27 protein-coding genes are annotated in these 25,425 nt (G+C 71.3%); 12 read left to right on the top strand and 15 right to left on the bottom strand.

Annotated features, from left to right (window positions below):
* The first annotated feature begins 172 nt into the window (after positions 1–172).
* The gene (ybiA, locus tag MQN93_RS33460) at positions 173–763 is read left to right on the top strand and encodes a riboflavin biosynthesis intermediates N-glycosidase (RefSeq protein WP_037780325.1); all 591 of its coding nucleotides are present in this window, start codon (positions 173–175) and stop codon (positions 761–763) included.
* Between the two features lie 66 nt (positions 764–829).
* Here the strand turns inward: ybiA and MQN93_RS33455 are convergent, their stop codons facing one another.
* Entirely contained in the window at positions 830–1,291 is a 462-nt protein-coding gene (locus MQN93_RS33455) for a DUF4190 domain-containing protein (RefSeq protein ID WP_016432358.1), read from the bottom strand.
* Positions 1,292–1,393: 102 nt separating this feature from the next.
* On the bottom strand, positions 1,394–2,074 hold the full coding sequence (locus MQN93_RS33450; protein ID WP_372504504.1) for a DUF4190 domain-containing protein: 681 nt from the start codon (positions 2,072–2,074) through the stop codon (positions 1,394–1,396).
* 176 nt (positions 2,075–2,250) lie between these two features.
* Here MQN93_RS33450 and MQN93_RS33445 point away from each other — a divergent pair, with 176 nt between their 5' ends.
* Both MQN93_RS33445 and MQN93_RS33440 read left to right on the top strand, forming a co-directional pair.
* On the top strand, positions 2,251–3,390 hold the full coding sequence (locus MQN93_RS33445; RefSeq protein WP_242712490.1) for an adenosine deaminase: 1,140 nt from the start codon (positions 2,251–2,253) through the stop codon (positions 3,388–3,390).
* Positions 3,391–3,409: 19 nt separating this feature from the next.
* A complete protein-coding gene (locus MQN93_RS33440) occupies positions 3,410–4,108 on the top strand; it encodes a glycerophosphodiester phosphodiesterase (RefSeq protein WP_242712489.1) in 699 nt (232 codons plus the stop codon).
* Positions 4,109–4,120: 12 nt separating this feature from the next.
* Here the strand turns inward: MQN93_RS33440 and MQN93_RS33435 are convergent, their stop codons facing one another.
* The 5 genes from MQN93_RS33435 to MQN93_RS33415 all read right to left on the bottom strand — a co-directional run bounded on the left by MQN93_RS33435 (position 4,121) and on the right by MQN93_RS33415 (position 6,787).
* Positions 4,121–4,642 (bottom strand): hypothetical protein, encoded by a 522-nt coding sequence (locus MQN93_RS33435; protein WP_242712488.1) that lies wholly within the window; start codon positions 4,640–4,642, stop codon positions 4,121–4,123.
* Positions 4,643–4,680: 38 nt separating this feature from the next.
* Entirely contained in the window at positions 4,681–5,196 is a 516-nt protein-coding gene (locus MQN93_RS33430; RefSeq protein WP_016432363.1) for a hypothetical protein, read from the bottom strand.
* Positions 5,180–5,671 (bottom strand): RNA polymerase sigma factor, encoded by a 492-nt coding sequence (locus tag MQN93_RS33425; protein WP_016432364.1) that lies wholly within the window; start codon positions 5,669–5,671, stop codon positions 5,180–5,182. The genes MQN93_RS33430 and MQN93_RS33425 overlap by 17 nt, the downstream gene beginning before the upstream one ends.
* 130 nt (positions 5,672–5,801) lie before the next feature.
* Positions 5,802–6,437, bottom strand: a complete 636-nt coding sequence (locus tag MQN93_RS33420) for a class F sortase (RefSeq protein WP_242712487.1) — start codon at positions 6,435–6,437, stop codon at positions 5,802–5,804.
* The gene (locus MQN93_RS33415; protein WP_016432366.1) at positions 6,434–6,787 is read right to left on the bottom strand and encodes a hypothetical protein; all 354 of its coding nucleotides are present in this window, start codon (positions 6,785–6,787) and stop codon (positions 6,434–6,436) included. The genes MQN93_RS33420 and MQN93_RS33415 overlap by 4 nt, the downstream gene beginning before the upstream one ends.
* Before the next feature lie 217 nt (positions 6,788–7,004).
* Here MQN93_RS33415 and MQN93_RS33410 point away from each other — a divergent pair, with 217 nt between their 5' ends.
* The gene (locus tag MQN93_RS33410; RefSeq protein WP_037780331.1) at positions 7,005–7,679 is read left to right on the top strand and encodes a YceI family protein; all 675 of its coding nucleotides are present in this window, start codon (positions 7,005–7,007) and stop codon (positions 7,677–7,679) included.
* A gap of 19 nt (positions 7,680–7,698) precedes the next feature.
* On the opposite strand, the gene MQN93_RS33405 is transcribed toward MQN93_RS33410, so the two are convergent.
* The 3 genes from MQN93_RS33405 to MQN93_RS33395 form a co-directional block, all read right to left on the bottom strand.
* Positions 7,699–8,889 carry a polyamine ABC transporter substrate-binding protein gene (locus tag MQN93_RS33405; RefSeq protein ID WP_242712486.1) on the bottom strand — a complete coding sequence of 397 codons (1,191 nt, stop codon included), beginning with the start codon at positions 8,887–8,889 and terminating at the stop codon, positions 7,699–7,701.
* Between the two features lie 82 nt (positions 8,890–8,971).
* Complete coding sequence (locus MQN93_RS33400) at positions 8,972–10,174, bottom strand: sensor histidine kinase (RefSeq protein WP_242712485.1); 1,203 nt, start codon at positions 10,172–10,174, stop codon at positions 8,972–8,974.
* Positions 10,171–10,827: a response regulator transcription factor gene (locus MQN93_RS33395; protein ID WP_037780334.1), complete on the bottom strand. Its 657-nt coding sequence runs from the start codon at positions 10,825–10,827 to the stop codon at positions 10,171–10,173. Before MQN93_RS33395 ends, MQN93_RS33400 begins: the two co-directional genes overlap by 4 nt.
* A 119-nt stretch (positions 10,828–10,946) precedes the next feature.
* Here MQN93_RS33395 and MQN93_RS33390 point away from each other — a divergent pair, with 119 nt between their 5' ends.
* Positions 10,947–11,588 carry a hypothetical protein gene (locus tag MQN93_RS33390; protein ID WP_242712484.1) on the top strand — a complete coding sequence of 214 codons (642 nt, stop codon included), beginning with the start codon at positions 10,947–10,949 and terminating at the stop codon, positions 11,586–11,588.
* 97 nt (positions 11,589–11,685) lie between these two features.
* On the opposite strand, the gene MQN93_RS33385 is transcribed toward MQN93_RS33390, so the two are convergent.
* Entirely contained in the window at positions 11,686–13,125 is a 1,440-nt protein-coding gene (locus MQN93_RS33385) for a gamma-aminobutyraldehyde dehydrogenase (RefSeq protein WP_016432372.1), read from the bottom strand.
* Positions 13,126–13,305: 180 nt separating this feature from the next.
* Here MQN93_RS33385 and MQN93_RS33380 point away from each other — a divergent pair, with 180 nt between their 5' ends.
* From MQN93_RS33380 to MQN93_RS33350, 7 genes are all read left to right on the top strand, one after another.
* Positions 13,306–13,824, top strand: coding sequence for an Lrp/AsnC family transcriptional regulator (locus MQN93_RS33380; protein WP_016432373.1), 519 nt, complete (start codon positions 13,306–13,308; stop codon positions 13,822–13,824).
* Entirely contained in the window at positions 13,809–15,191 is a 1,383-nt protein-coding gene (locus tag MQN93_RS33375; RefSeq protein WP_242712483.1) for an aspartate aminotransferase family protein, read from the top strand. Before MQN93_RS33380 ends, MQN93_RS33375 begins: the two co-directional genes overlap by 16 nt.
* Before the next feature lie 193 nt (positions 15,192–15,384).
* Entirely contained in the window at positions 15,385–16,125 is a 741-nt protein-coding gene (locus tag MQN93_RS33370) for an ABC transporter ATP-binding protein (RefSeq protein WP_242712482.1), read from the top strand.
* Positions 16,107–17,486, top strand: a complete 1,380-nt coding sequence (locus MQN93_RS33365; RefSeq protein WP_242712481.1) for a hypothetical protein — start codon at positions 16,107–16,109, stop codon at positions 17,484–17,486. Before MQN93_RS33370 ends, MQN93_RS33365 begins: the two co-directional genes overlap by 19 nt.
* 62 nt (positions 17,487–17,548) lie before the next feature.
* Entirely contained in the window at positions 17,549–17,956 is a 408-nt protein-coding gene (locus MQN93_RS33360) for a VOC family protein (protein WP_016432377.1), read from the top strand.
* A 26-nt stretch (positions 17,957–17,982) separates the two neighbouring features.
* The gene (locus MQN93_RS33355; protein WP_242712480.1) at positions 17,983–19,107 is read left to right on the top strand and encodes an LOG family protein; all 1,125 of its coding nucleotides are present in this window, start codon (positions 17,983–17,985) and stop codon (positions 19,105–19,107) included.
* Between the two features lie 194 nt (positions 19,108–19,301).
* The gene (locus tag MQN93_RS33350) at positions 19,302–19,958 is read left to right on the top strand and encodes an LAETG motif-containing sortase-dependent surface protein (protein ID WP_242712479.1); all 657 of its coding nucleotides are present in this window, start codon (positions 19,302–19,304) and stop codon (positions 19,956–19,958) included.
* 108 nt (positions 19,959–20,066) lie between these two features.
* Here MQN93_RS33350 and MQN93_RS33345 read toward each other — a convergent pair whose 3' ends face one another.
* The 4 genes from MQN93_RS33345 to rlmN form a co-directional block, all read right to left on the bottom strand.
* Entirely contained in the window at positions 20,067–21,086 is a 1,020-nt protein-coding gene (locus MQN93_RS33345) for an ABC transporter ATP-binding protein (protein WP_242712478.1), read from the bottom strand.
* Positions 21,087–22,688 carry an ABC transporter permease gene (locus MQN93_RS33340; protein ID WP_242712525.1) on the bottom strand — a complete coding sequence of 534 codons (1,602 nt, stop codon included), beginning with the start codon at positions 22,686–22,688 and terminating at the stop codon, positions 21,087–21,089.
* 59 nt (positions 22,689–22,747) lie between these two features.
* The gene (locus MQN93_RS33335) at positions 22,748–23,806 is read right to left on the bottom strand and encodes a thiamine ABC transporter substrate-binding protein (RefSeq protein ID WP_278191444.1); all 1,059 of its coding nucleotides are present in this window, start codon (positions 23,804–23,806) and stop codon (positions 22,748–22,750) included.
* Between the two features lie 261 nt (positions 23,807–24,067).
* Entirely contained in the window at positions 24,068–25,174 is a 1,107-nt protein-coding gene (gene rlmN / locus MQN93_RS33330) for a dual-specificity RNA methyltransferase RlmN (RefSeq protein ID WP_016432383.1), read from the bottom strand.
* Between the last annotated feature and the right edge of the window lie 251 nt (positions 25,175–25,425).

Below are 25,425 nucleotides of genomic sequence, written 5' to 3'. Positions count from 1 at the left end.
GGGTGGCGTAGCTCCAGCTCGATTTGAGTGCCGATCCTGACAGAGCTATAGCGGTCATACAAGGGATTCCGTTGTTGCCTTTCGGTTACGCGACGGAATCTGTCGACCAGGTGTCGAGTGAGCGAGGAAAAGGGGGGACGGAGTGTCAGTGGTGCCTGCCAGACTCGCGTGCATGGAGAGGACCACGGGGAAGATCGACTCACGGGAGGCCCTGGTCAGGGCGGTCCGCGCGGGGGCGAAGATCAAGTATCTGCATTTCTGGGGGCACCGGGCGCGGGCCGACGGGCGGGTGGGCGCCAGTTGCCTCAGTCAGTGGTGGCCGTCGCCGTTCACGGTCGACGGGGTGGAGTACGGCACGGCCGAGCACTGGATGATGGCGCGGAAAGCGCAGCTGTTCGGGGACGCGGAGGCGGAGCGGCGCGTTCTCGCCGCCGGGCACCCGTCCCTCGCCAAGAAGGCGGGCCGCCTGGTGCGCGGCTTCGACGAGGCGATATGGGAGCGCGAGCGCTTCTCGATCGTGGTCGAGGGCAGCATCCACAAGTTCGCCGCCGACACCTCCCTGCGTGACTACCTCCTGGGCACCGCCGACCGCGTACTGGTCGAAGCAAGCCCGGTCGACCGCGTATGGGGCATCGGCCTCGCGACGACCGACGAGTCGGCAACGGATCCGGAGCGCTGGCAGGGGGCGAACCTACTGGGGTTCGCACTGATGGAGGCACGGGAGCGGCTGAGGGGGGCGGCGGACGGGGCGGGGGCGCCGTGACGGCGGTGCGGCTATGAGAAGGGGCCGGCCGGCGGCCGGCCCCCTCACTGGGCATGCGCCGGGTGTTCAGGCCGCGCCCAGGCCGCCCATGATGCTTGCGAAGAGCAGGACGCCCAGGAGTGGCAGGATCACGCAGGCCACGATGCCGCAGACGAGGCCCGCGGTCGCCGCGCCCTTGTTGTTGGCCTCGCCGCGGTTGGCCCTTCCGCGGCCGATGGCGCCGAAGATGATCGCGAGGATGCCGAGGATGACGCCGAAGAACCACAGGAAGAAGGTGAGACTGCAGACCACGCCGATGATGCCCAGCACCAGCCCCGAGGTGCCCATGCCGTTGCGCGGCTGCATCGGCATGCCGTAGCCGGGGGCCTGCGGGTAGCCCACGGGCGGCGCGGCCGGGTAGGACGGGCCCGTCTGGGGATAGCCGTAGCCCGGACCGGGCTGTTGCGGGTATCCGTATCCCGGGGCCGGCTGCTGCGGGGGCGGGTTCGGCGGGCCGAAGCCACCGGGCGCGGGATTGGTGTCGGACATGGAACGGTCTCCCCTCCGTTGACGTCAAGGCATCGTAATGGCCGTGCAAGGCGCCGACGAGAGGGTCTGCGCAGGCAGTTGGGGCGGACGGGGCCGGCCGTCTCAGCGGTCGAGCGGGACCGTCGCCGAGATGGTGTGGGCGGAGCCGTAGTAGTACGGATCGGGGTCCGCGTCGTCGTCGTTGTTGATCGCGGCCGTGATGCCGATCGCGATGAGGACGATCACGACGATGCCGAGCACGATCCCGATGATCCCCATGACCAGGCCGGCCTGGGCCTGGCCGCGGTTGTCCGCCTCGCCCCGCTCGGCCCGCCGGCGGCCCTTGATGCCGAAGACCACGGCGAGGATGCCCAGCACGACGGAGACCACGCCGTACAGGCAGAACAGGCACAGGGAGCAGATCCCGAGCACCATCGACGCGATGCCCATGCCGTTCTGCGGGGCCATCGGCATACCGGGCCAGCCGTAGCCCCCGGGGTAGCCGTAGCCGTAGCCGCCGTGCGGCGGGGCGGGCATGCCCGGGCCGGAGGGCGCGGGCGGCGGGGGCGGCACCGGGGAGCCTGCCGGCCCCGGGCCGGGCGGGCCGTAGCCCGAGGCGGCGGGCGGGGCGAAGCCGTCGGACGGCAGGGAGGTCACCGTGGCCTGATCGTGCACGGACGGCGGCTGGTCGCGCACCGGCGGCTGCGCGGGCTGCTGCGGCGTCTTGTCCAGCGATGGCCGGTGCTCGGGCGGCGCCCACGGATCGCGGTCGGCGGCTCCGTTCGGCTGCGTTCCGTCCGTCACGTGCACGTCCCCCCTCGGTCGTTCGTCCCGCCATGCTAAGGCCTGGCCCCTGCGCTGCCGCTTCCCGGTCCTGCTGCCGTCTCGTACCGGTCCGGTGACAACGCCGTCCGCCCGTCGTCCGGACCGCTCCCGCCGAGCGCGAAATACGATGCCCCCGTACGATCACGCGAATTACGATGTCCCCACACGATCAGCCGATCACCCGCGCCGCGCCCCGTGAGGCATGCCGGCGCCGCTTTGGGGAGGAACCCTTGACCGAGCATCTCGACGCGTCCGCCGCCCCCCTGCGTGACCTGCACGCCTTCATCGCCGGACTGCCCAAGGCCGAACTGCACGTCCACCACGTCGGTTCCGCCTCCCCCCGCATCGTCTCGGAGCTGGCCTCCCGCCACCCCGACTCCAAGGTGCCCTCCGACCCCGAGGCCCTGGTCGACTTCTTCACGTTCACGGACTTCGCCCACTTCATCGACGTGTACCTGTCCGTCGTGGACCTGATCCGCACGCCGGAGGACGTACGGCTGCTGACGTACGAGATCGCCCGCGATCTGGCCCGCCAGCAGGTCCGCTACGCCGAGCTGACCATCACCCCCTGGTCCTCCACCCGCCGCAACATCGACGAGCGCGCCTTCATGGACGCCATCGAGGACGCGCGCAAGTCGGCCGAGGCCGAGTTCGGGACCGTGCTGCGCTGGTGCTTCGACATCCCCGGCGAGGCCGGTCTGGAGGCCGCCGAGGAGACGGTCCGGCTGGCGACCGACGACCGCCTGCGTCCCGAGGGCCTCGTCTCGTTCGGCCTCGGCGGGCCCGAGATCGGCGTGGAGCGGCCGCAGTTCAAGCCGTACTTCGACCGGGCCATCGCCGCCGGACTGCGCTCGGTGCCGCACGCCGGCGAGACCACCGGCCCGCAGACGGTCTGGGACGCGCTCACCGACCTGCGGGCCGAGCGCATCGGCCACGGCACCAGCTCCGCCCAGGACCCGAAGCTGCTCGCGCATCTCGCCGAGCACCGCATCCCGCTGGAGGTCTGCCCCACCTCCAACATCGCCACCAGGGCGGTGCGCACCCTCGACGAGCACCCGATCAAGGAGTTCGTGCAGGCCGGGGTCGTCATCACCGTCAACTCCGACGACCCGCCGATGTTCGGCACCGACCTCAACAACGAGTACGCGGTCGCCGCCCGGCTGCTGAACCTCCACGAACAGGGCCTGGCGGAGCTGGCGAAGACCGCGGTCGACGTCTCCTTCCTCGACGAGCCCGGCAAGGCGCGCATCCGCCAGGAGATCGACTCCTACACCGCCTCTTGGCTCGCGCCCTGATCCCGACACAATGAGGGCCATGCAGAACGTGACCGTCGTGGCCCACCGCGGCGACCCCTACCGGGTCCGTGAGAACACCGTCGCCTCGCTGCGTTCCGCGCTCGAACTGGGCGCGGACGCCGTCGAGATCGACGTACGCCTGACCAGGGACGGCGTCCCCGTGCTGCTGCACGACGAGACGCTGAAGCGGCTGTGGGGGCACGAGCGGCCCCTCGCCTCGCTGTCGGCGGACGAGGTGCGCGGTCTCACGGACGGCGGCGTGCCGACCCTGGCGGAGGCGCTGGCCGCCGCCGACGGCGGAGGCAGGCTCATGCTCGACCTGCCCGGCACCCGGGACGTGCGCACGGCCCGCCGGATCGTGGACGCCGTACGGGAGGCGGGGGCGGCCGACCGCGTGTACTACTGCGCGGACGCGGCCGCCATGCTCGCCGTGCGCGGCGCCGACCCGTCCGCCGAGATCGCCCTGACCTGCACCAGTCTCGCGCCGCCGCGTCCCGCCCTGCTCGACGCGGTGAAGCCGCGCTGGCTCAACTACCGCTGGCCGCTGGTGGACCACGGTCTCGCGGCGCACATCCACCACGCCGGGTATCTCGTCGCCGTCTGGACCCCTGACACCCGGCGCTCGATGCGCCGGCTGATCGACGCGGGCGTCGACTCGATCACGACGAACCGCGTGGACGTGCTGTGCGCGCTGCGGGATCGCGTCTCCCAGCACTGAGGCACCGTCGGCTCAGACAGCGGGCACCGCGGCAGGATACGGAGCGAGCGCCTCCAGCCGCTTGATCCTGCTGCGGACGATGTACAGCGGGATCACCCCGAACACCCCGAACGACATGTCGATCACCGACCACCACAGGGGGATGCCCCGGATCGGTCCGCAGATCAGGGCCAGCGGGATGATCCCGGCGCAGGCGATCATCGCGAACTCGACGACCCAGACGTTGCGTACGGGGTCGCGGTAGGGGCCGTAGAAGGCGACCGCGATGACGAGATGGGCGAAGGCCAGCCAGTCGGTGCCGTAGAGGAGGAAGGGGTAGTCGGCGTCGGCGGTGTCCAGTCCGTGCCGGACGCGCTCGATCCAGTGCATGAGCGCGGGGAGGTGCTCGGGCACGGACAGGGACCGCAACAGGTCCTCGGTCCAGCGCAGTTCGTGCACCAGGGGGAAGGCCGTGGCGCCGCTGAGCACCAGGCATACGACGAAGAGGACCAACCAGGCACGGATGCCCTTGAGCAGGGCGGCTCTGTCGCTCATGGGGACAGCGTACGCCGAGAATTGAACACGTTCAAAACTTATCGGCGCCGGTCGGCCGCCGAAGGGGTCGAGGCCGTACCGGTCCTTGCCGCGGACGGCTGCATCGAGGGGACCCGGGTGACGGTCTCCGCGGCGGAGGCGGACGGGCTGGGGCGGTCGTTCGCGGCCGGTCGCCGGGTGGGTGTGGTGGTGGGTGCGGCGCCGGTCTCGGCGGTCCGGCGGTCCTGGCTCGGGTCAGGGCTGCTCGGCTCCGGCGTCGCCGGCCGGTGCGGCGGCGTCGACGGGCTGCTCGCGGGCGGCGGGGCGAGCGGGACCGTCGGGGAGCCATGGCCCTCCGAGGCGGTCAGCCGCAGGGGCAGCACGATGAGGGCGGCCACACCGCAGGTCACGGCGGCCCCGGCGGCGGCCCGCAGCATCCGGCGGCGGGACGCGCCGCGGCGGATCGCCTCGTAGCGGCCGGGGGGTGCGCCGAGATACTCGGCGGGGGGCCGCATGATGACGGTGAGCGGGTCGTCGGGGTCGTACTCCGGGCCGTCGTCAGAGTGTGTGATCAAGGCTTCTCCTCAGGTGGGCGCGGAGCAGTTCGCGGGCCGTGTGGAGGTCGGCCTTGACCGTCCCTTCCTTGCGTCCGGTGAGCACGGACACCTCCCGGATCGGCATGTCAGCGTAGTAGTGCAGGAGGATCGGGACGCGCAGCCGTTCGGGGAGCGACTGCACGAGCAGCCGTACCGAAGGGTCCGCCTGTTCCGGCGGCGGGGTGACCGCGGCCTCGGTGGTGGCCCGGCGCACGGCTCTGCGCTCGCGCTCCAGCTTGCGCCAGTGGTCCCGGACGAGATTGGCCGCGGTGACGTAGAGGAAACCGCGCGGCTCGGCCACGGCCGTCCAGCGGGCCCAGAGCCGGGTGAACGCCTCCGAGGCGATCTCGTGGGCCGTCTCGTCGTCGTCGACCAGCCGACGGACCCAGCCGGCGAGACGCGGGTAGAGGGCGGCGAACAGCTCGGACGCGGCCTTCTCTCGGGACCGGTTCAACGTTCTCCCGGGGTGTGGGGCATTCGTGTGGGGGGGGGCGGGTGGCAGTGGGTCTCGTGGGGGAAGAGCCCGGGCCGGGGGCGTACGTTCCCTCGGCCCGGACTTCGGGACGGAACCGGCCGGGGCCGGGTCAGCGGCTCGTGGAGCTCAGCCGGGCGAAGACGATCACGTTGTCGCGGTAGCCGTCACCGGTCCGTGCGCCGCCGCAGGTGATGAGCCGCAGCTCGGGCCGGTCCACGTCGCCGTAGACCTCGTCCGCCGGGAAATGGTCCTTGGCCACCGTCCGTACGTCGGTCACGGAGAACTCCGCAGCCGTGCCGTTCTCCAGGCGTGCCACGATCCTCTCGCCCCGGTGCAGGTCCTTGAGATGCCGGAACACCCCGTCCCCGTAGGCGCCGACCGTGACATGGCCGAGGATCACCGACGGACCGGTCCGGCCCGGCGTCGGGGAGTGCTCGTACCAGCCCGCCTCGTCGTGCGCCGTGATCGGCGGCACCTCGACGGTGCCGTCCGCGGCCAGGCCCAGCTTCATCACCGGGGTGTCGACCCCGATGGCCGGAATCCGGAGCCCGACCGGGGCCGATCGCCCCACCGCCGGCACCGACCCGGCGGACGGCGGTGCGGAGGACGAGGGCGCCGAGGCGGACGGTGCGCCCGCCCGGCCCGCGTCGGACGCGGCGCCCGTCGTGGCTCCGGGACCGCCGCAGCCCACGAGCAGCGTGGCCAGCGCCGTGGCGGCGAGGGCGTGCCTGGAGAGCGGCCTCATGCCCCGTTCGCCTGCCGGCGGCGTACGAGGAAGACCGCTCCGCCACCGAGCGCGACGGCCGCGGCGGCGCCCCCGCCGATCAGCGCACCCGCGCCGGAGCCGGAACTCTGCGGCGCCACACCGGTGTCGGGAGCACCGCTCGGCACGACGGAGACCTGGCGCGAGGGCACCCGGGTCGCCGCGCTCGGGACGGGGCTCGCCTCGGCGGCGGAGGGAGCGGGGCTGGTCCGGGTGGCGGCAGTGCGGGCGGGGCTGGGGGTCGAGGTCCCGGAGTCGGCGAAGGCGGGCACGGCGCCCGCCAGGACGGCGGTGCACGCAAGTGCCATGGCACTGAGGCCCGTTCGGCGCATGAATCGCTCTCTTTCGTCGGCCCGACGGTGGTCGACCGGCGGGCTGTGTGATGGATCGAGCGGAGAGACGAGGCAGGCCCGGAGCGGGTTGTAAAGAGCGGGCAAAGTCCCCGGGGCGGCCTGCGGGCCCGCTGGTCGGGGGCTATTTGGTGACGAGTGTGCGCGGCTGTTGAAGGTGTCTTGCGGCGCTTCCTGCCATGACGTAACTACGTGAATCATGAACCTGTTCACCCGAGCTGCGTCCCTGCGCCGCCCGGCTCCCCCCACCGCACCCGCCCCCCGACTCGCCCCGGAGGTACCGGCCTTTCCCCCCAGGGCCGGTATGCCGGATCCCGCACTCGCGGAGCTGACGGGAGAGTGGATCATCGACCCGGCGCACAGCCGTATCGGCTTCTCCGTGCGCCACGCCATGGTGACGACGGTCCGCGGGGCGTTCACGGAGTACGAGAGCCGGCTTCACTTCGACGGCAGCGATCCCTCCCGTTCCCGGGCCGAGATCGTCATGGCCACCGCTTCGGTCGACACCGGTGTCGAGCAGCGCGACGCCCATCTGGTCGGCCGCGACTTCCTGGACGCCAGGAACTACCCGCAGATGCGCTTCGTCAGTACGACGGTGAAGCTGGTGGGCAGCGACGTCTACCGCATGACCGGCGACCTCACCATCAAGCGCACCACCCGCCCGGTCGACCTGGACCTCACCTACATCGGGCACGTCACCGATCCGTTCGGCATGCAGCGGGTGGGATTCGACGGCACGACCACCATCAACCGCACCGAATGGGGCCTGAGCTACAGCCAGAAGCTGGCGGAGGGCGGCGCCATGGTGAGCGAGAAGGTGCGTCTGCAGTTCGACATCGCCGCCATCCGCTCCGACGCGGCACCGCAGTTCTGACCGGCGGTCCCGGCCCTGCTCACAACCCCACGATCCCGTTCCATCTCCTGGCGAACTCCACCCGTTCCCTCGACGTGATGTCGCGCGCGATCACGAGCCGCTCGCGCATCGCGTCGTCCGGGAAGATCAGGGGGTTCTCGGCGAGGCCGGCGGTGTCCTCGTCCTTCGCGTCGGCGAGGACGTCCCGGGCGGCCGGGACCGGGCAGACGTAGTTCACCCAGGCGGCGAGTTCGGCGGCGACCTCGGGCTCGAAGTAGTGGTCGACGAGGCGTTCGGCGTTGCGCTTGTGCTCGGCGTGGTCGGGGACCATCAGGGAGTCGGACCACAGCTCCGCGCCCTCCTCGGGGACGACGAAGCGGATGTGCGGGTTGTCCGCCTGGAGCTGGATGACGTCGCCTGAGTACGCCTGGCAGGCCAGCACGTCCCCGCTGACCAGGTCCTTGGTGTAGTCGTTGCCGGTGAAGCGGCGGATGTGGCCCTGGTCGACGTACTTCTCGACCTGGTCGCAGACCTGGTGGAAGTCGTCCGCCGTCCACCGGGTGATGTCGACGCCGTTGCCCTGCATCAGCAGCGCGAACGCCTCGTCCAGACCGGACAGCAGGGTCACCCGGCCCTTGAGGTCGCGCGCCCACAGATCGGAGACGTGCCGGATCTCGCGGCCCAGTCTGCGGCGGTCGTAGGCGATGCCGGTGATGCCGGACTGCCACGGCACCGAGTATCTGCGGCCCGGGTCGAAGGCGGGCGAACGCAGCTGGGGGTCAAGGTACTTGGCGACGTTCGGCTGTCCGGCCCGGTCCATCTCCTGCACCCAGCCCAGCCGTACGAACCGCGCGCACATCCAGTCGCTCATGACGATCAGATCGCGGCCGGTGCGCTGGTGGTTCATCAGGGCGGGGCTGATCTTGCCGAAGAACTCGTCGTTGTCGTTGATCTCCTCGGTGTACCGGACAGAGATCCCCGTCTGCTTCTCGAAGGCCTCCAGCGTGGGCCGCCGGTCGGGGTGGTCGTCGTCGGTGTCGATGTACAGCGGCCAGTTCGCCCAGTTCAGCCGCTTGTCGCTGCCCGACAGATCCGCGACGGCACGCTCGCCCGGCTGCACATAGGCGGCCGGCACCCCGCACCCGGCCAGGCCGCCGAGCACCGCACCGCCGCCCAGCGCGCGCAACAGGGACCGGCGGGTGAGGGAGCTGTTCTTCGCGGTGGAGGGCATGGCAGCACCATGCCGCCCCCGTTCGCGCCCCGGCAATCGACGCAGCGTCGAGTACGCCCGCGCGGGCCGGACACCCTGTCGATCACTCCGGCACACCTGCCGCCGGAGCCGGCGACCGGGGAGGGACAGAGGGAGCGGGCGGCTGCGCGGGCGGCAGGGCGACCTCCACGATCAGCCCTCCGGCCGGACGGGTCCGGGCCAGTACGCGGCCGCCGTGCGCGGCGGCGACCGCGGCGACGATGGACATGCCGAGGCCGAGTCCGTGCCGCCCCGCGACCCGGTCGGGGCCCAGGCGGCGGAACGGCTGGAAGAGCCCGGCCGCCTGGTCCGGCGGGATCACCGGGCCGCTGTTCTCGATCCGCAGCCCGGGCCGGCCCGTCACGTCCAGTCCCGTCCACACGCTCACCCACCCCTCCTGGCCCGCCGGGAGGTTGTGGCGCACGGCGTTCTCGGTGAGGTTGACGACCAGCCGCTCGATCAGCTGCGGATCGCCGAGCACGGGCGCCGGCTCCAGCCGCGACAGGACCCGGCACCCGGAGTCCGGCAGCCGTTCCCGCACGATCGCCGTGAGGTCGACCGACTCCCGCCGCTCCAGGCCCCGTTGGCTGCGCGCCAGCGTGAGCAGGGCGTCGATCAGCCGCTCCTGCTCCTGCCCGGCCGCGCGCACCCGCTGCAGGGCGGCCCGCAGGGTCTGCGCGGAGGCGTCCGGGTCGGCGAGGGTCACGTCGACGACGGCCTGCTGGAGCGTGAGCGGGGTGCGCAGCTCGTGCGAGGCGTTGGCGACGAACTGCTTCTGCGCCTCGAACGCGCCCTCCAGCCGGGCCAGTACGGCGTCGAAGGTGTCCGCCACCGCCTTCAGCTCGTCCTCGGGACCGGGCACCGCGAGCCGTTCGTGCAGGTTGTCGGCGGAGATACGGCGGGCGGTGGCGGTCATCGTCCGCAGCGGCGACAGCACCCGCCCGGCCATCAGCCGGCCCAGGGCCAGCGACGCCAGCGCCATCACGGCGAGCGCCACCGCGGCCTCGACGAGCAGGTCGTGCAGCTGGTCCCGGCGCAGGATCTCCGCCACGGCACTGACGGTCGCGGGCGCGGCGGGCGCGCCGCCCGTGCCCGGCACCCCGGGTTCCCCGACCGAGGTGATGGTCCTGCTGCTTGTCGCCGAGTGCGCGGCGAGGACGTAGACGAAGCCGAGCAGCAGGGCGCCCGCCACCACGAACAGGGCGCTGTAGAGCAGGGTCAGCCGCCATCGGATGCTGCGCGGGAACAGCCGGGCGAAGTCCCTCATCGGATGCGGTACCCGGCCCGGTCCACCGTCTCGATCAGCGGCGGCTCGCCCAGTTTGCGGCGCAGCCTGCTGACGGTGACCTTCACGGTCTGGCTGAAGGGGTCCGCCGCCTCGTCCCATGCCCGCTCCAGCAGTTCCTCGGTGGACACGACCGCGCCCTGCGCCCCGAGCAGCAGCTCCAGCACCGCGAACTCCTTCGGGCTGAGCGGGAGTTGGTCTCCGGACCGGCTCGCCTCCCGTCGCGCGGGGTCGAGCCGCAGCTCGCCGCGGACCAGGACGGGCGGCAGCGCGGGCTGCGCGCGGCGCGCCAGGGCCCGTATCCGCGCGACGAGTTCGGCGAACGCGAAGGGCTTGGGGAGATAGTCGTCGGCGCCCAGTCCGAGGCCCGCGACCCGGTCGGCCACCGTGCCCGACGCGGTGAGCATCAGCACCCGGGCCCGGCTGCCGCCGCCCGCCAGCCGCCGGCACACCTGGTCGCCGTGGATCCCGGGCAGGTCGCGGTCGAGTACGACGACGTCGTAGCCGTTGACCTCGGCGCGCTCCAGGGCGGTCGGGCCGTCGAGGGCGAGGTCGACCGCCATGCCCTCCCGGCGCAGCCCGCCCGCCACCGTCTCGGCGAGCTCTTCGTGGTCCTCGACCACCAGCACACGCATGCCCTCAGTGTGGCGAGCGGGCGGTTACACCCGGATAAGTCCGGCCGTTCCGCTGCTGTAACCGCACCTCGGGTTGCCTGGAGGACGTCAGCAACAGCGCCTCACCACTGGAGGAACCCATGCATGCTCTGGCGACCCGGCCGGGGCGGCTCGCCCTCGGCATCGCCGTCCTGACGGCCGCCGCGCTCGGCACGGTCAGCGCGTCGGCGGCCCAGGCCGCCGGCACCTCGACCGCCACCGTCGGAGCCGGACAGACCCGCGCCGTCGGAACCGGGCAGACCCATGCCCTCACGGGCGGACCGACCCACTCCGGAAAGTCCCACGACACGCGGCCGGCGTTCGCGGTCGCCTATCACCCCACCGCGGACGCCCCGGACGACGTCAACTCCGCCGACGAGGACTTCGCCGCGTGCATGCGCGAGCAGGGCCAGTCGGTCTTCCCGCGCTTCCACGCCTCGAAGGACGACGCGGGGCACATCCGCTTCCAGGTGCGGGTCCGCGGCGACGGCTTCGACCCGACGTCCGCGAGCTACAAGAAGGCCCTGAAGGCCTGCGGCCCGATCATGGAGAAGGCCGGCGTCACCTTCCCGGAGGGCCCCGCCCTGCCGCCGCCGGGGACACCCGGCAAGCCCGGGAAGCCGGGCAAGCCCGGTGAGCCCGGCACCCCCGGGAAGCCCGGCGAGGAAGGACCGTCCCTGCACACCGAGAAGGCCGGTGCGGACGACGGGCCCGGCCTGACGGCCGGCGTGCTGAGCGCCTGACCGCGGAGGGGGAACAGGAGGGGGGAACGGCGCGGCCCCGGACGGAACTTCCCGTCCGGGGCCGCGCCTCACGCCGTAGGGACCACGCGTCGACGGATCACGCGTCCAGCGACGTCATGACGTGCTTGATCCGCGTGTAGTCGTCGAAGCCGTACGCCGACAGGTCCTTGCCGTAGCCGGACTTCTTGAAGCCGCCGTGCGGCATCTCGGCGACCAGCGGGATGTGGGTGTTGATCCACACACAGCCGAAGTCGAGCTTCTTCGACATCCGCATCGCCCGGCCGTGGTTCTTGGTCCACACCGAGGAGGCGAGGGCGTACTCGACGCCGTTGGCCCACTCGACCGCCTGGTCCTCGTCCGTGAAGGACTGGACGGTGATGACCGGACCGAAGACCTCCTTCTGGATGATCTCGTCGTCCTGCTTGAGCCCGGAGACCACGGTGGGCGCGTAGAAGTAGCCCTTGTCGCCGACCTGGTGGCCGCCGGCCTCGACCTTCGCATGGGCGGGCAGGCGCTCGATGAAGCCGGAGACCTGCTTGAGCTGGTTGGGGTTGTTGAGCGGGCCGAAGAGCACGTCCTCGTCGTCCGGCTGACCGGTCTTCGTCTCGGACGCGGCCTTCGCGAGCGCCGCGACGAACTCGTCGTGGATGCCCTCCTGGACGAGGACGCGGGTGGCGGCCGTGCAGTCCTGGCCGGCGTTGAAGAAGCCCGCCACGGAGATGTCCTCGACGGCCTTGGCGATGTCGGTGTCGTCGAAGACGACGACCGGCGCCTTGCCGCCGAGCTCCAGGTGGACGCGCTTGAGGTCCTTGGAGGCCGACTCGGCGACCGACATGCCGGCCCGCACGGAGCCGGTGATGGAGGCCATCGCGGGGGTCGGGTGCTCGACCATGAGCCGGCCGGTGTCGCGGTCGCCGCAGACGACGTTGAAGACGCCCTTGGGCACGATCGAACCGATGATCTCGGCGATCAGGACGGTGGAGGCCGGGGTGGTGTCCGACGGCTTGAGGACGACGGTGTTGCCCGCCGCGAGGGCCGGGGCGAACTTCCACACGGCCATCATCATCGGGTAGTTCCAGGGCGCGACCTGCGCGCAGACGCCGATCGGCTCGCGGCGGACGATGGAGGTCAGGCCCTCCATGTACTCGCCGGCCGAGCGCCCCTCCAGCATCCGGGCCGCGCCCGCGAAGAAGCGGATCTGGTCGACCATGGGCGGGATCTCCTCGGACCGCGTGAGCCCGATCGGCTTGCCCGTGTTCTCCACCTCGGCCGCGATGAGCTCCTCGGCCCGCTCCTCGAAGGCGTCCGCGATCTTCAGCAGGGCCTTCTGGCGCTCGGCCGGGGTCACGTCGCGCCAGCCCGGGAAGGCCGCGGCGGCGGCCGCCATGGCGGCGTCCACGTCCGCCTGTCCCGACAGCGGCGCGGTCGCGTACGCCTCGCCCGTCGCGGGGTTGACCACCTCGGTGGTCCGTCCGTCGGCGGCGTCCCGGAACTCACCGTTGATGTAGTTGCGCAGACGACGCAGCTCGGTGCTCACTGCCGGCCTCCTGTCAGGGTCTTCTCTGGTTCTGGCTGTCCATTCACTGAGACACCCACCCTAATCGGCGACCCGACGTTTTCAACACCCCCGCTCGCCGCATTACTGCGAAATCCGCAGGTCTCCGTCACGCAAACAACGAATTTCATCGGTTCGCCCTTGCGGAACTGTCGAGACGTCGTGCACAGTGAAGCCGTGGCCAGTCGAAGCGCAGAGCAGAGGGACTCCCGCGAGTCCAGGAACGGCACGGGTCCGAACCTGGACGCCGTCTCCCTCGCCATCATCGAGCAGCTCCAGGAGGACGGCCGCCGGCCGTACGCCGCCATCGGCAAGGCCGTGGGCCTGTCCGAGGCGGCCGTGCGCCAGCGCGTCCAGAAGCTGCTCGACCAGGGCGTGATGCAGATCGTCGCCGTCACGGACCCGCTCACCGTGGGCTTCCGCCGGCAGGCGATGGTCGGCGTCAACGTCGAGGGCGACGTCGAGTCCATAGCCGAGGCGCTGACCGCCATGTCGGAAGTCGAGTACGTGGTGATGACCGCGGGCTCGTTCGACATCCTCGCGGAGATCGTCTGCGAGGACGACGACCACCTGCTGGACGTCATCAACAAACGCATCCGGAAGCTGCCCGGGGTGCGCTCCACCGAGAGCTTCGTCTACCTGAAGCTGAAGAAGCAGACCTACATGTGGGGAACCCGATAACCGTGAGTCCCAAGGACCTCAGCAAGACCGCGTACGACCACCTGTGGATGCACTTCACCCGCATGTCCTCGTACGAGAACTCCCCCGTCCCGACGATCGTCCGCGGCGAGGGCACCTACATCTACGACGACAAGGGCAAGCGCTACCTCGACGGTCTCGCGGGCCTGTTCGTGGTCCAGGCCGGACACGGCCGCACGGAGCTCGCCGAGACCGCCTTCAAGCAGGCACAGGAACTGGCCTTCTTCCCGGTCTGGTCCTACGCCCACCCCAAGGCCGTCGAACTGGCCGAACGGCTCGCCGACTACGCGCCGGGCGACCTCAACAAGGTCTTCTTCACCACCGGCGGCGGCGAGGCGGTCGAGACCGCCTGGAAGCTCGCCAAGCAGTACTTCAAGCTGGTCGGCAAGCCCACCAAGCACAAGGTCATCTCGCGCGCGGTCGCCTACCACGGCACCCCGCAGGGCGCCCTGTCCATCACCGGACTCCCGGGCCTGAAGGCGCCGTTCGAGCCGCTGGTGCCGGGCGCGCACAAGGTCCCGAACACCAACATCTACCGCGCCCCGCTCTTCGGCGACGACCCGGAGGCCTTCGGCCGCTGGGCCGCCGACCAGATCGAGCAGCAGATCCTCTTCGAGGGCCCGGACACGGTCGCCGCGGTCTTCCTGGAGCCCGTGCAGAACGCCGGCGGCTGCTTCCCGCCCCCGCCCGGCTACTTCCAGCGCGTGCGCGAGATCTGCGACCGGTACGACGTGCTGCTCGTCTCGGACGAGGTCATCTGCGCCTTCGGCCGGCTCGGCACAATGTTCGCCTGCGACAAGTTCGACTACGTCCCGGACATGATCACCTGCGCCAAGGGCATGACCTCGGGCTACTCCCCGATCGGCGCCTGCATCATCTCCGACCGCCTGGCCGAGCCGTTCTACAAGGGCGACAACACCTTCCTGCACGGCTACACCTTCGGCGGCCACCCGGTCTCCGCCGCCGTCGGCCTCGCCAACCTCGACCTGTTCGAGCGCGAGAACCTCACCCAGCACGTGCTCGACAACGAGAGCGCCTTCCTCGGGACCCTGCAGAAGCTGCACGACCTGCCGATCGTCGGCGACGTCCGCGGCAACGGCTTCTTCTACGGCATCGAGCTGGTCAAGGACAAGACGACCAAGGAGTCCTTCAACGACGAGGAGACCGAGCGCGTCCTGTACGGCTTCCTCTCCAAGGCGCTCTACGACAACGGCCTGTACTGCCGCGCCGACGACCGCGGCGACCCGGTCGTCCAGCTCGCCCCGCCGCTGATCTCCGACCAGTCGACCTTCGACGAGATCGAGCAGATCCTGCGCGCGACGCTGACGGAGGCGTGGACGAAGCTCTAGCCTCCGCTCCGGTCCCGTCCGGTCATACGGCCCGGGGTGCACCCGTACGAGTGAGAAGGGTGCCCCCGGGCCGCGTGCTGTCCGGCGCGGCGGCCTCGGCTCCCTAGCGTGCCTGGTAACCGATCGGCCCAGCCTTCGTTCCCCCGCCTGGGGGAAGGCACGGGAACTACGGATCTGAACGAGGTGTACGCCCATGGAGGCCCCGCCGGACAACGACGTGCTCTGGGCACGAGCCCTGCACTTCCAGCACAGCGACGGCTCGCCCGGGCTCAGCGGTGTCTCGCTCGGTGTCCGGGAGGGCGAGATCCTCGCCGTGAGCGGCCCCCGGGGCAGCGGCAAGACGACACTGCTCCACTGTCTGTCCGGCCTCGTGCCCACCCGGCGCGGCGAGGTCTGGTTCAACAGCGTGCCGGTGCACACCATGGGCCCGATGGCCCGGGAACGGCTGCGCCGCGACCGCTTCGGCTGGATCGACCCGGCCCCGGTGCTCGTCCCCGAACTGAACGCCTGGGAGAACGCCGCCCTCCCGCTGCTGCTCCGCGGCGTCGACCGCGGGCGCGCCAAGACGGCCGCCCTGGAGTGGCTGGTGCGTCTCGACATCGGCGACAGGTCCCGCAGGCGCCCGCACGAGCTGACGCAGTCGGAGCGGCAGCGCGTCTCGATCGCCCGCGCCCTGGCCACCGCCCCCACGGTCCTCTTCGCCGACGAACCGACGGCGCCCCTGCACCGCGCCGACCGCGCCCATGTGCTGCGCACCCTGACCACGGCGGCCCGCTCGCACGGCATCACGGTGGTGCTGGCCACCCACGACGCGGAGACCGCGGCCCTCGCCGACCGCACGGTGTCGCTGCTCGACGGCCGCCGTGTGAACACGGTCCACCTGCCCCCCGTCGCCGAGACGGAAGGCCGGGCCGCGTGCTCGCTCTCCGTCTGACCCGCGGCGCCCACCCGGCCGTACAGCTGCGCCGTGCCCTGGTGGCGCTGGCCTCGGCGGGCACGGGCTTCCTCCTGCTGTGCTCTCTCGGCTATGCGATGAGCCATGCGGACCACGTCACCTCCTCGATGCTGCGGCTCGCCTGGTGCCTGACCCCGATGGCGGCGACCGTCCATCTCGCGGTCGCGGTCGCCCGCACCGACCCGGCGACCAGGCCCCGCCCCGGCCTGTCCGCCATCGGGCTCGGCCCGGGCCGTCTGATGACGATCTCGGCCACCACCACGGCCCTGTCCTGCACGCTCGGCTCGCTGCTGGCCCTCGTGCTCTTCCTCCAGCTGCGCGGCGACCTCGCCGGTGCGCCCCTGGAGGGAACGGCCGCTCAGTTCCTGGCCGCGGACCAGCCGTTGCCCTTCCCGGCCGCCGTGACCCTGCTGGCGCTGGTCCCGGCGATCGCGTCGGCGACCGTGGCACTGATCCTGCGTCCGCGGGACGCGCAACCGGCCACGGCACGGCCCATGCGGGGATACGGCCGCTTCGGGCCGTACGGCAGGTCGGCGGCGCGCGAGACCTTCGGGGCGTACGGCCGCTTCGGCGCGCACGGCCGGACCACCGGGAGCCGGACCGCCGTGGCTGCCGGGGCTGCCGGGGCTGCCGACGTCGCGGCTCCGTCGGCGAACGGCTCCGGCCCGGCGGAGCAGGCGGCGGCCGCGCCCGCCCCCGATCCCGACCGGACCCGGCCCCCGGGCCCGCGCAGCGCGCCCGGGGGCCTGCCCTGGGGCATCGCCGTCCTCGCCGCCGGTCTGGCCGTGGAGGCCTATGCCGACCGCGCGGGAGACGGCTCCCGGCTCGCCCTGCCCGGCGGCCTCGCCACGGGCGCCCCGGGGGTCCTGGCCGGCTGGGCGCTCACCGCCCTCGGCCTGGCGCTGGCCGGGCCGGGCCTGACGCATCTGTGCGGCCGACTGCTGCAGTCGGCCCGTCCGGGCGCCCTGCGGCTGCTCGCGGGGCGGGTCCTGATGGAGGAGGCCACCCGGATCGGCCGTCCGCTCGGGGTCGTCTGCGCGGTCGCCTCCGGCGTCTTCGCCATGACGGCGCTGCTCGACGCGCACGAGCCCGGCTTCGGCCCCCTCAGCACCTTCGGCACCCTGCTCGTGGCGGGCTGCACCGTGGCCACGCTGCTCACCGCCGCCGTGGAGGCCAAGCACGAGCGGGCCGACACCACGGCCGCGCTGCTGCGGCTCGGCGCACCCGCCACGATGCTGCGCAGCGCCGCCGCCCTGCGGGCCGGAGCGCTGCTCGTCGCATTCGCCCCGCTCACCCTGATCGTGGCCGAACTGGCGGCACTTCCGCTCGCCCACCGATGAGTTTCGCGCAGGCCCCCGGTCTACCCCTGCGAAAGGCACCCTGCCCGACGGGAGAGACGCACATGTACCAGCAGATGATCTTCGTGAACCTGGCCACCGACGACGTCGAGGCGTCGAGGAAGTTCTTCACGCACCTCGGGTACACGATCAACCCGCAGTTCAGCACCGAGGACTGCACCTGTGTCGTGATCAGCGACACCATCGTCGCGATGCTGCTGAGCAAGCAGCGCTACGCCGACTTCACGAAGAAGGAGATCGCCGACTCCACCAGGACCAGCGAGGTGCTGATCTGTCTGAGCGCGGAGAGCCGCGAGAAGGTCGACGAGCTGGTGAACAAGGCGGTCGAGGCCGGCGGCACCGCCAACGAGGACGCCCAGGACCACGGCTTCATGTACGGCCGTTCCTTCGACGACCTCGACGGCCACTCCTGGGAGGTCATGTGGATGGACCCGGCGGCGGTCCAGGCCTGAGCGGACCCGGTGCCTAGCATGGGGCCGTGCACACCAGCCCGGCCCATGCGGCCCCTCACGACGACCGCGAGATCGAGACGCTCGAGGACTTCGACGCGACCGTCTCGGCCCGCGGCACTCTCGCCGGACACCGCGTACAGGGTGTCGATCTGACGGACCGTACGCGGGAGTTGCTCACCACCGACACCGCGCAGGCCGTGTTCCTCGGCTGCCCGATGCGCGAGGACGCGGCGGCGAAGGTCCGCGCCGACGGCGCCCTGGTCTTCCCGCCCGTCCCGCATCTGCCCTTCGACCCCTACCGCGGCCATCTCTACACGCCCGACGAGCTGTTCGCCTCGCTCGACAAGGGCTACGAGCAGACGCCGGACGCCCTCGCCTACGCGTGGTTCCAGCGCACCAAGGCCGACGGCGACATCTACGCCTCGATGCTGCGGGCCGTCCACGACGACTCCATCTCGGACGCCCTCGACGAACTGCTGCGCGGGGCACGGGTGGTGGGCGTCATGGGCGGCCATGCGATGAAGCGCGGCACGCAGGCGTACGCCGGTGCCGCGCGCCTCGGCCGTGAACTGAGCCGCGCCCGGCTGACGGTGGCGACCGGCGGCGGCCCGGGCGCCATGGAGGCGGCCAACCTGGGCGCGTACGCGGCGCCGTACGACGACGCGATGCTGGAGGAGGCCTGTCTGCTCCTCGCCAAGGCGCCGTCCTTCACCCCCTCGGTCACCGAGTGGGCCCAGGCCGCCTTCGAGGTGCGCACCCGCTGGCCGAAAGGCAACCACTCCGTGGGCATCCCCACGTGGTTCTACGGCCACGAGCCGCCCAACGCCTTCGCGTCGCACATCGCCAAGTACTTCGCCAACGCCACCCGCGAGGACGGACTGCTGGCCCGCTCCACCGCGGGTGTGGTCTTCCTGCCGGGTGCCGCCGGGACCGTACAGGAGATCTTCGACAACGCGACGCCCAACTACTACGAGTCACGCGGCGAACCGACGCCCATGGTGCTGGTCGACCGGGAGCACTGGACGGAGCGGCTGCCGACGTGGCCCCTCTTGTGCGCGCTCGCCCGGGAACGGTCGATGGAGTCCCGTATCACCCTCGTTGACCGGATCGAGGAGGCTCCGGAGGCCTTGAAACGTCTCGGCGTGCAATAAAACTGTAAAAGCCAACGGGCGGACCCCGCCTACGCATTGACACTCCTTATGGAACGCTTATAGACCTGTGAGTCTCCTGGGGAGAGTGAGGCTTCGCCTCCACAGACGTTTCACCTTCCCACGTCAACCCCCCGCAGTTGCGCACCCCGTGAAGGGCAAACGTGTCCATATCCCGCCGTACCGCACGTCGTTCCGTGCAGATCCTTGGCGTCGCCGCCGCTTCCTCCGCGCTCGCACTGAGTGCCGCGGGCAGCGCGCTCGCCTGCAACATCAGTGAGTTCTCCGCCGAAGCCAAGTGCGACGGCAGCAAGGGCGTCATCACCGTCACCGATGTCGACGCCTCCGGCACCAAGGCGACCGTCTCCGTGTTCCTCGAGAACAACGGTGCGGACGTCCAGAAGGTCGGCGAGCAGGAGGTCAAGGGCTCTCGCGAAGGCACCACCATCACCTTCGCCGAGGACTGGAAGCCGAACGCCGAGTACCGCGTCCACGTCACCGCCGGCAACGGCAACCGCAAGCTGGTCGACGAGGACATCAAGCCGAACCTGAAGACCCCGTCCGAGGGTTGCTCCAAGGACGAGTCGACCCCGCCGGCGAGCCCCTCGCCGTCGGAGTCCAAGCCGGCCGAGGAGTCTCCGGCTCCGACGCCGTCGGCCTCGGAGAGCAGCACCGCCCCGGCGGACACCTCGAGCAACGCCCCGTCCCCGGCGGCCGGTGACTCGAACCTCGCCGAGACCGGTGCGAACTCCAACACCGGCATGATCGCCGGTATCGCGGCCGCGCTGGTCGTGGTCGGCGGCGGCGCCGTCTTCTTCGGCATGCGCCGTCGCGGAGCAGCCAACAAGGGCTGATCACCGCACACAGCAGTACGTCTGTGGCCCGTCCCCGTATCCCCGGGGGACGGGCCACCGTCGTACTCAAGGGCTGCAGACGGTCCTCAGGCAGTCCTCAGGCAGCCCTCAGTCCAGGACGACGACTTCGGCCGCGTCGAACTCGACGCCGACCCTCTCGCCCGCCTCCGGCGCGTCCTGCAGCGCGCACGCGGCCTCCAGCCGGGGAGCGTCCTCGGGCTGGAGCTGTACGGCGACGTGGGTGCCTCTGAAGGTGCGTGCGGCCACCGTGCAGGGCAGCCCCTCGCCGGCTTCCACGAGGCGGACGCCCGCGGGCCGCACGAGGAGTGTGCGGGTGCCCTGGGCGGCGTTCTCGGGCACCGGCAGCTTGCCCCAGGGGGTGTCGGCGGCCTGGCCCGCCACCGTGCCCTCGACGACATTGTCGAAGCCGAGGAACCGGGCGACGAACGCGTCCGCCGGCCGCTGCCACACCTCAAGGGGCGTACCGGACTGGGCGATCCGCCCGTCCCGCATCACCACGACCCGGTCGGCGAGCGCGAAGGCCTCGCCCTGGTCGTGCGTCACGGCGAGGACCGTGGTCCCCAACTGGCCGAAAAGCTCCCTCAGTTCGACGACGAGCCGCTCGCGCAGCGAACGGTCGAGCTGGCCCAGCGGCTCGTCCAGCATCAGCAGCCGGGGGCGCGGAGCGAGAGCGCGCGCGAGCGCCACCCGCTGCTGCTCACCGCCGGAGAGCGAGGCGACGGCCCGGCCCGCGGCGCCCGGGAGACCGACGAGTTCCAGCAACTCCCGTACGCGCTCGTCCTGTTGCCGCCGCGAGACCCCGTGCATCCGCAGCCCGAAGGCGACGTTGCCGCCCACGTCCCGCTGCGGGAAGAGCTGGTGGTCCTGGAACATCAGGCCGACCCCGCGCCGGTGCGCGGGCACGCCCGCCTGGTTCCGCCCGTCCAGCGACACCCGCCCGCCGTCCAGGGGCTGCAGCCCGGCCACCGCCCGCAGCAGCGTCGACTTCCCGCTGCCGCTGGGCCCGAGCACGCACACGATCTCGTGCTCGGCGACCTCGAGACCGACGGCGTCGAGCACGGCCCGCCCGCCGAAGCGGACCGTGGCGTCCTGCAGGCTCACCAGCATCTAGAACTCCCCTGTCCGGTCGGTGCGCAGCCGCTCCAGCACCAGCAGCGCCACCGCGCACACCACCATCAGAATCGTGGAAAGGGCCATCGCCTGGCCGTAGTTGAGCTCCCCGGGGCGGCCGAGCAGCCGCGCCACCGCGACCGGCAGCGTCGGGCGGTCGGGCCGCGCGATGAACACGGTCGCTCCGAACTCCCCGAGCGACACCGCGAAGGCGAACCCGGCCGCGACCAACAACGCCCGCCGCACCAGCGGCAGATCGACCTCGCGCCACACCCGCCAGGGCGACGCCCCGAGCACGGCCGCGGCCTCCCGCAGCCGCGCGTCCACGGCCCGCAGCACCGGCAGCATGGTCCGTACGACGAAGGGGACGCCCACCAGGGCCTGCGCGAGCGGCACGAGGATCCAGGAGGACCTGAGGTCCAGCGGCGGCTCGTCCAGCGCGATCAGGAACCCGAAGCCGACCGTCACCGCCGAGACGCCCAGCGGCAGCATCAGCAGCGCGTCGAAGCCGCGCACCAGCCGGCCGGCGTCCCTGCGGGCGAGGGCCGCGGCGGCGAGTCCGCCGATCACCACGGCGACGGCGGTGGCGGCGACGGCGTACTGGAGCGAGTTGCCGATCGCCTCGATCGGCGGGACGAGGAAGGTGCCGCCGTCCTCGTGGGTCAGCGCCCGGTAGTAGCCGAAGTCGGGCGTGTCCAGGGACCGTTGCACCAGCACGGCGAGCGGCAGCACGAGCAGGACGGCGACGGTGGCGAGGACTCCGGCGAGCAGCCCCCACTCGCGGGCCCCGCGCGGCCGCCGCGCCGTCACGGAGGCGTCGACCAGCCGCAGGGCGGTCTCCCGCCGCCGTACGGTCCAGGCGTGCACGGCGAGGAGCGCGCCGACCGCCACGAACTGGACGACGGTGAGCACCGCGGCCGTGGACAGGTCGAAGATCTCGGACGTCTGCCGGTAGATCTCCACTTCGAGGGTGGAGAAGGTCGGTCCGCCGAGGATCTGCACCACGCCGAAGGAGGTGAAGGTGAAGAGGAAGACCATGAGCGCGGCGGCGGCCACGGCGGGCGCGAGCGCGGGCAGCGTCACCTTGCGCCAGGCCCGCAGCGGCGAGGCGCCCAGCATCCGCGCGGCCTCCTCCTGCCGCGGGTCGAGCTGGGCCCACAGGCCGCCGACGGTCCGTACGACGACGGCGTAGTTGAAGAAGACATGCGCGAGCAGGATGGCCCACACGGTGGTGTCCAGGCGTACGCCCCACAGCTCGTCGAGGAGTCCCCCGCGCCCGACGAGCGCCAGGAACGCCGTGCCGACGACCACCGTCGGCAGCACGAACGGGACGGTGACGACGGCCCGCAGGACCTGCTTGCCGGGGAAGTCGAAGCGCGCGAAGACATAGGCGCCGGGGAGCGCGATCAGCAGCGTGAGCGCCGTGGAGGCGAGCGCCTGCCACGTGGTGAACCACAGCACGTGCCGGATGTCGGACTGCGTGACGACGTCCGCGATCCGGCCGAAGTGCCAGGTTCCGTCGGCCTTGAACCCGCGCGCCACGATCGCGGCCACCGGCCAGGCGAAGAACACCGCGAAGAACGCGACGGGCACGGCCATCAGGCCGAGCCGCGCCGCGCTCCCCCGCCGGGACCTGCGCGGGGCCGCCTCGGCCGCGGCTACTTCAGTACGAGTGACGTCCACGACTTGACCCACTGGTCACGGTGGTCGGCGATCCTGTCCGGCGCCATCTGCTCCGGATGCTTGGCGGGCTGCCCGAACTTCTGGAACTCGGCCGGGGTCGTGGCCCCCTTCACCACCGGGTAGACGAACATGTTCAGCGGCATGTCCTCCTGGAACTCCTTGGTCACCAGGAAGTCGATGAGCGCCTTGCCGCCCTTGCTGTTCTTGGCGTTGCTGAGCAGTCCCGCGTACTCGATCTGCCGGAAGCAGGTGCCGTACGAGGTCCCGGTCGGCGCCGTCTTCGGCTTCGGGTCGGCGTAGATGACCTCGGCGGGCGGCGAGGAGGCGTAGGAGACTACGAGCGGCCGGTCGCCCTTGGCCTTCTTGCCGCCTGCCGATCCGGAGAACTCCTCGTCGTAGGCCTGCTCCCAGCCGTCGACGACCTTCACGCCGTTCGCCTTGAGCTTCTTCCAGTAGCCCTGCCAGCCGGCGTCGCCGTACTTGGCGGCCGTGCCGAGCAGGAAGCCGAGGCCGGGCGAGGAGGTGGCGGCGTTCTCGGTGACGAGGAGGTTCTTGTACTGCGGCTTGACCAGGTCGTCGAAGGACTGCGGCGGGGCCAGCTTGTGCTTGCTGAAGTAGGCCTTGTCGTAGTTGACGCAGATGTCGCCGGAGTCGATGGGCGTGACGCGGTGCCTGTCCTGGTCGACCAGATACTCGGAGCGAACCTGATCGAGCCCCTTGGCCTCGTACGACTGGAAGAGACCGTTGTCGAGGGCCCGGGAGAGCAGGGTGTTGTCGACGCCGAAGAAGACGTCGCCCTGCGGGTTGTCCTTGGTCAGGATCGCCTTGTTGACGGCCTGGCCCGCGTCGCCGTCCTTGAGGACGTGGACCTTGTAGCCGGAGCTCTTCTCGAAGTCCGCGAGGACGCTCTTCGAGACGGCCCACGAGTCGTGGCTGACGAGGGTGACGGTCTTGGAGTCGCCCGAGCTCTCGCCGCCGGACGACGACCCGCACGCGGACAGCGTGATCAGACCGAGGCCGACCGCAGCGGCCATGAATGCCTTCTTGTGCACTGACTTCCTCCTGGCTGACCAGGAAGAGACGCGGCCCTGCCCGGGGCGGCGGAACATCCCACCGGCTCCCGGGCAGGGCGCAACAGCTTGAGTGATCACCGAACTTCCTACCCAGAATGACCTGGGCAAGGTTCAGAGGGTCTGCGGCCCGGTTGCCGCACTCTCAGCGCTGTGGCGCTCCCCTGTCGGAATATGCAGATGTGTGTACGGGCGTATGTGTACAGGTGTGCTTACCGGCTCAGGTTACCGCTCGGTGGCCGCGAGCTGACCGCAGGCCCCGTCGATCTCCTGCCCACGGGTGTCCCGGACGGTCACCGGCACACCGTGCGCGGCGATCGCCTCGACGAAGGCCTTCTCGTCCTCGGGCCGCGAGGCGGTCCACTTCGATCCGGGCGTCGGATTGAGCGGAATCAGATTGACATGCACGGGCTTGCCCTTGAGCAACCGCCCGAGCCGGTCCCCGCGCCAGGCCTGATCATTGATGTCGCGGATCAGTGCGTACTCGATGCTGAGCCTGCGCCCGCTCTTCTCGACGTACTCGAACCCGGCGTCGAGGACCTCGCGCACCTTCCACCGGGTGTTCACCGGGACGAGGGTGTCGCGCAGCTCGTCGTCGGGGGCGTGCAGCGAGATCGCGAGCCGGCACTTCAGGCCCTCGTCGGCGAACCGGTGGATGGCCGGGACGAGCCCGACGGTCGAGACGGTGATCCCGCGCTGTGAGAGCCCGAGCCCGTCCGGGGCCGGATCGGTGAGGGCGCGGATGGCCGTGATGACCCGCTTGTAGTTGGCGAGCGGCTCGCCCATCCCCATGAAGACGATGTTGGACAGCCGCGCGGGCCCGCCCGGCACCTCCCCGTCCCGCAGGGCGCGCATCCCGTCCACGATCTGATGCACGATCTCGGCGGCGGACAGATTCCGGTCGAGGCCGGCCTGGCCGGTGGCGCAGAAGGGACAGTTCATCCCGCACCCGGCCTGCGAGCTGATGCACATGGTGACCCGGTCCGGATACCGCATCAGCACCGACTCGACGAGCGTCCCGTCGAACAGCCGCCACAGCGTCTTGCGGGTGGTGCCCTGGTCGGTCGACAGATGCCGCACGACCGACATCAGCTCCGGCAGCAACGCCTCCTGCAGCTTGCCGCGCGATCCGGCCGGAATGTCGGTCCACTCCGCCGGGTCGTGCGCATACCGCGCGAAGTAGTGCTGCGACAGCTGCTTGGCACGAAACGCCTTCTCCCCGACCTCGACCACAGCCTCCTTGCGCTCGGCAGGACTGAGATCAGCAAGATGCCGCGGCGGCTTCTTGGCTCCGCGGGGGGCGACGAAAGTGAGTTCTCCGGGCTTTGGCATGGCTGTACCAGTGTCGCAGATCGAATGGTGTGACCTGCGACTGTGAGCGGGGACACCTGTCGTTGGTGGTCGTCATGCGTCGCCGCTGAGCGGCCTCGGACGGCCCAGGGACGGCCCAGCGGCGATCACTCGTCGGCTGCTTGTCACTCGTCGAGCCGGACCTTGACCTGGTGACCTGCTGCTGAGGTGTCCGATAGAGCTGTCGGCGATGGCCATCCTTGAGCGCCCTTCGACAGACCGTGGGCGGCCCG

The sequence above is a fragment of the Streptomyces spinosisporus genome (assembly GCF_022698145.1).
Classification (GTDB): domain Bacteria; phylum Actinomycetota; class Actinomycetes; order Streptomycetales; family Streptomycetaceae; genus Streptomyces; species Streptomyces spinosisporus.
This window is presented reverse-complemented; position numbering and strand designations above follow the sequence as displayed.

Bases quoted from the DNA above. Each gene is read 5' to 3' on its own strand.
- ybiA (WP_037780325.1), top strand. From the start codon at position 173: ATGGAGAGGACCACGGGGAAGATCGACTCACGGGAGGCCCTGGTCAGG.
- MQN93_RS33455 (WP_016432358.1), bottom strand. From the start codon at position 1,291: ATGTCCGACACCAATCCCGCGCCCGGTGGCTTCGGCCCGCCGAACCCG.
- MQN93_RS33445 (WP_242712490.1), top strand. From the start codon at position 2,251: ATGTCCCCACACGATCAGCCGATCACCCGCGCCGCGCCCCGTGAGGCA.
- MQN93_RS33440 (WP_242712489.1), top strand. From the start codon at position 3,410: ATGCAGAACGTGACCGTCGTGGCCCACCGCGGCGACCCCTACCGGGTC.
- MQN93_RS33435 (WP_242712488.1), bottom strand. From the start codon at position 4,642: ATGAGCGACAGAGCCGCCCTGCTCAAGGGCATCCGTGCCTGGTTGGTC.
- MQN93_RS33420 (WP_242712487.1), bottom strand. From the start codon at position 6,437: ATGAGGCCGCTCTCCAGGCACGCCCTCGCCGCCACGGCGCTGGCCACG.
- MQN93_RS33415 (WP_016432366.1), bottom strand. From the start codon at position 6,787: ATGCGCCGAACGGGCCTCAGTGCCATGGCACTTGCGTGCACCGCCGTC.
- MQN93_RS33410 (WP_037780331.1), top strand. From the start codon at position 7,005: ATGAACCTGTTCACCCGAGCTGCGTCCCTGCGCCGCCCGGCTCCCCCC.
- MQN93_RS33405 (WP_242712486.1), bottom strand. From the start codon at position 8,889: ATGCCCTCCACCGCGAAGAACAGCTCCCTCACCCGCCGGTCCCTGTTG.
- MQN93_RS33400 (WP_242712485.1), bottom strand. From the start codon at position 10,174: ATGAGGGACTTCGCCCGGCTGTTCCCGCGCAGCATCCGATGGCGGCTG.
- MQN93_RS33395 (WP_037780334.1), bottom strand. From the start codon at position 10,827: ATGCGTGTGCTGGTGGTCGAGGACCACGAAGAGCTCGCCGAGACGGTG.
- MQN93_RS33390 (WP_242712484.1), top strand. From the start codon at position 10,947: ATGCATGCTCTGGCGACCCGGCCGGGGCGGCTCGCCCTCGGCATCGCC.
- MQN93_RS33370 (WP_242712482.1), top strand. From the start codon at position 15,385: ATGGAGGCCCCGCCGGACAACGACGTGCTCTGGGCACGAGCCCTGCAC.
- MQN93_RS33360 (WP_016432377.1), top strand. From the start codon at position 17,549: ATGTACCAGCAGATGATCTTCGTGAACCTGGCCACCGACGACGTCGAG.
- MQN93_RS33345 (WP_242712478.1), bottom strand. From the start codon at position 21,086: ATGCTGGTGAGCCTGCAGGACGCCACGGTCCGCTTCGGCGGGCGGGCC.
- MQN93_RS33340 (WP_242712525.1), bottom strand. From the start codon at position 22,688: ATGGCCGTGCCCGTCGCGTTCTTCGCGGTGTTCTTCGCCTGGCCGGTG.
- MQN93_RS33335 (WP_278191444.1), bottom strand. From the start codon at position 23,806: ATGGCCGCTGCGGTCGGCCTCGGTCTGATCACGCTGTCCGCGTGCGGG.
- rlmN (WP_016432383.1), bottom strand. From the start codon at position 25,174: ATGCCAAAGCCCGGAGAACTCACTTTCGTCGCCCCCCGCGGAGCCAAG.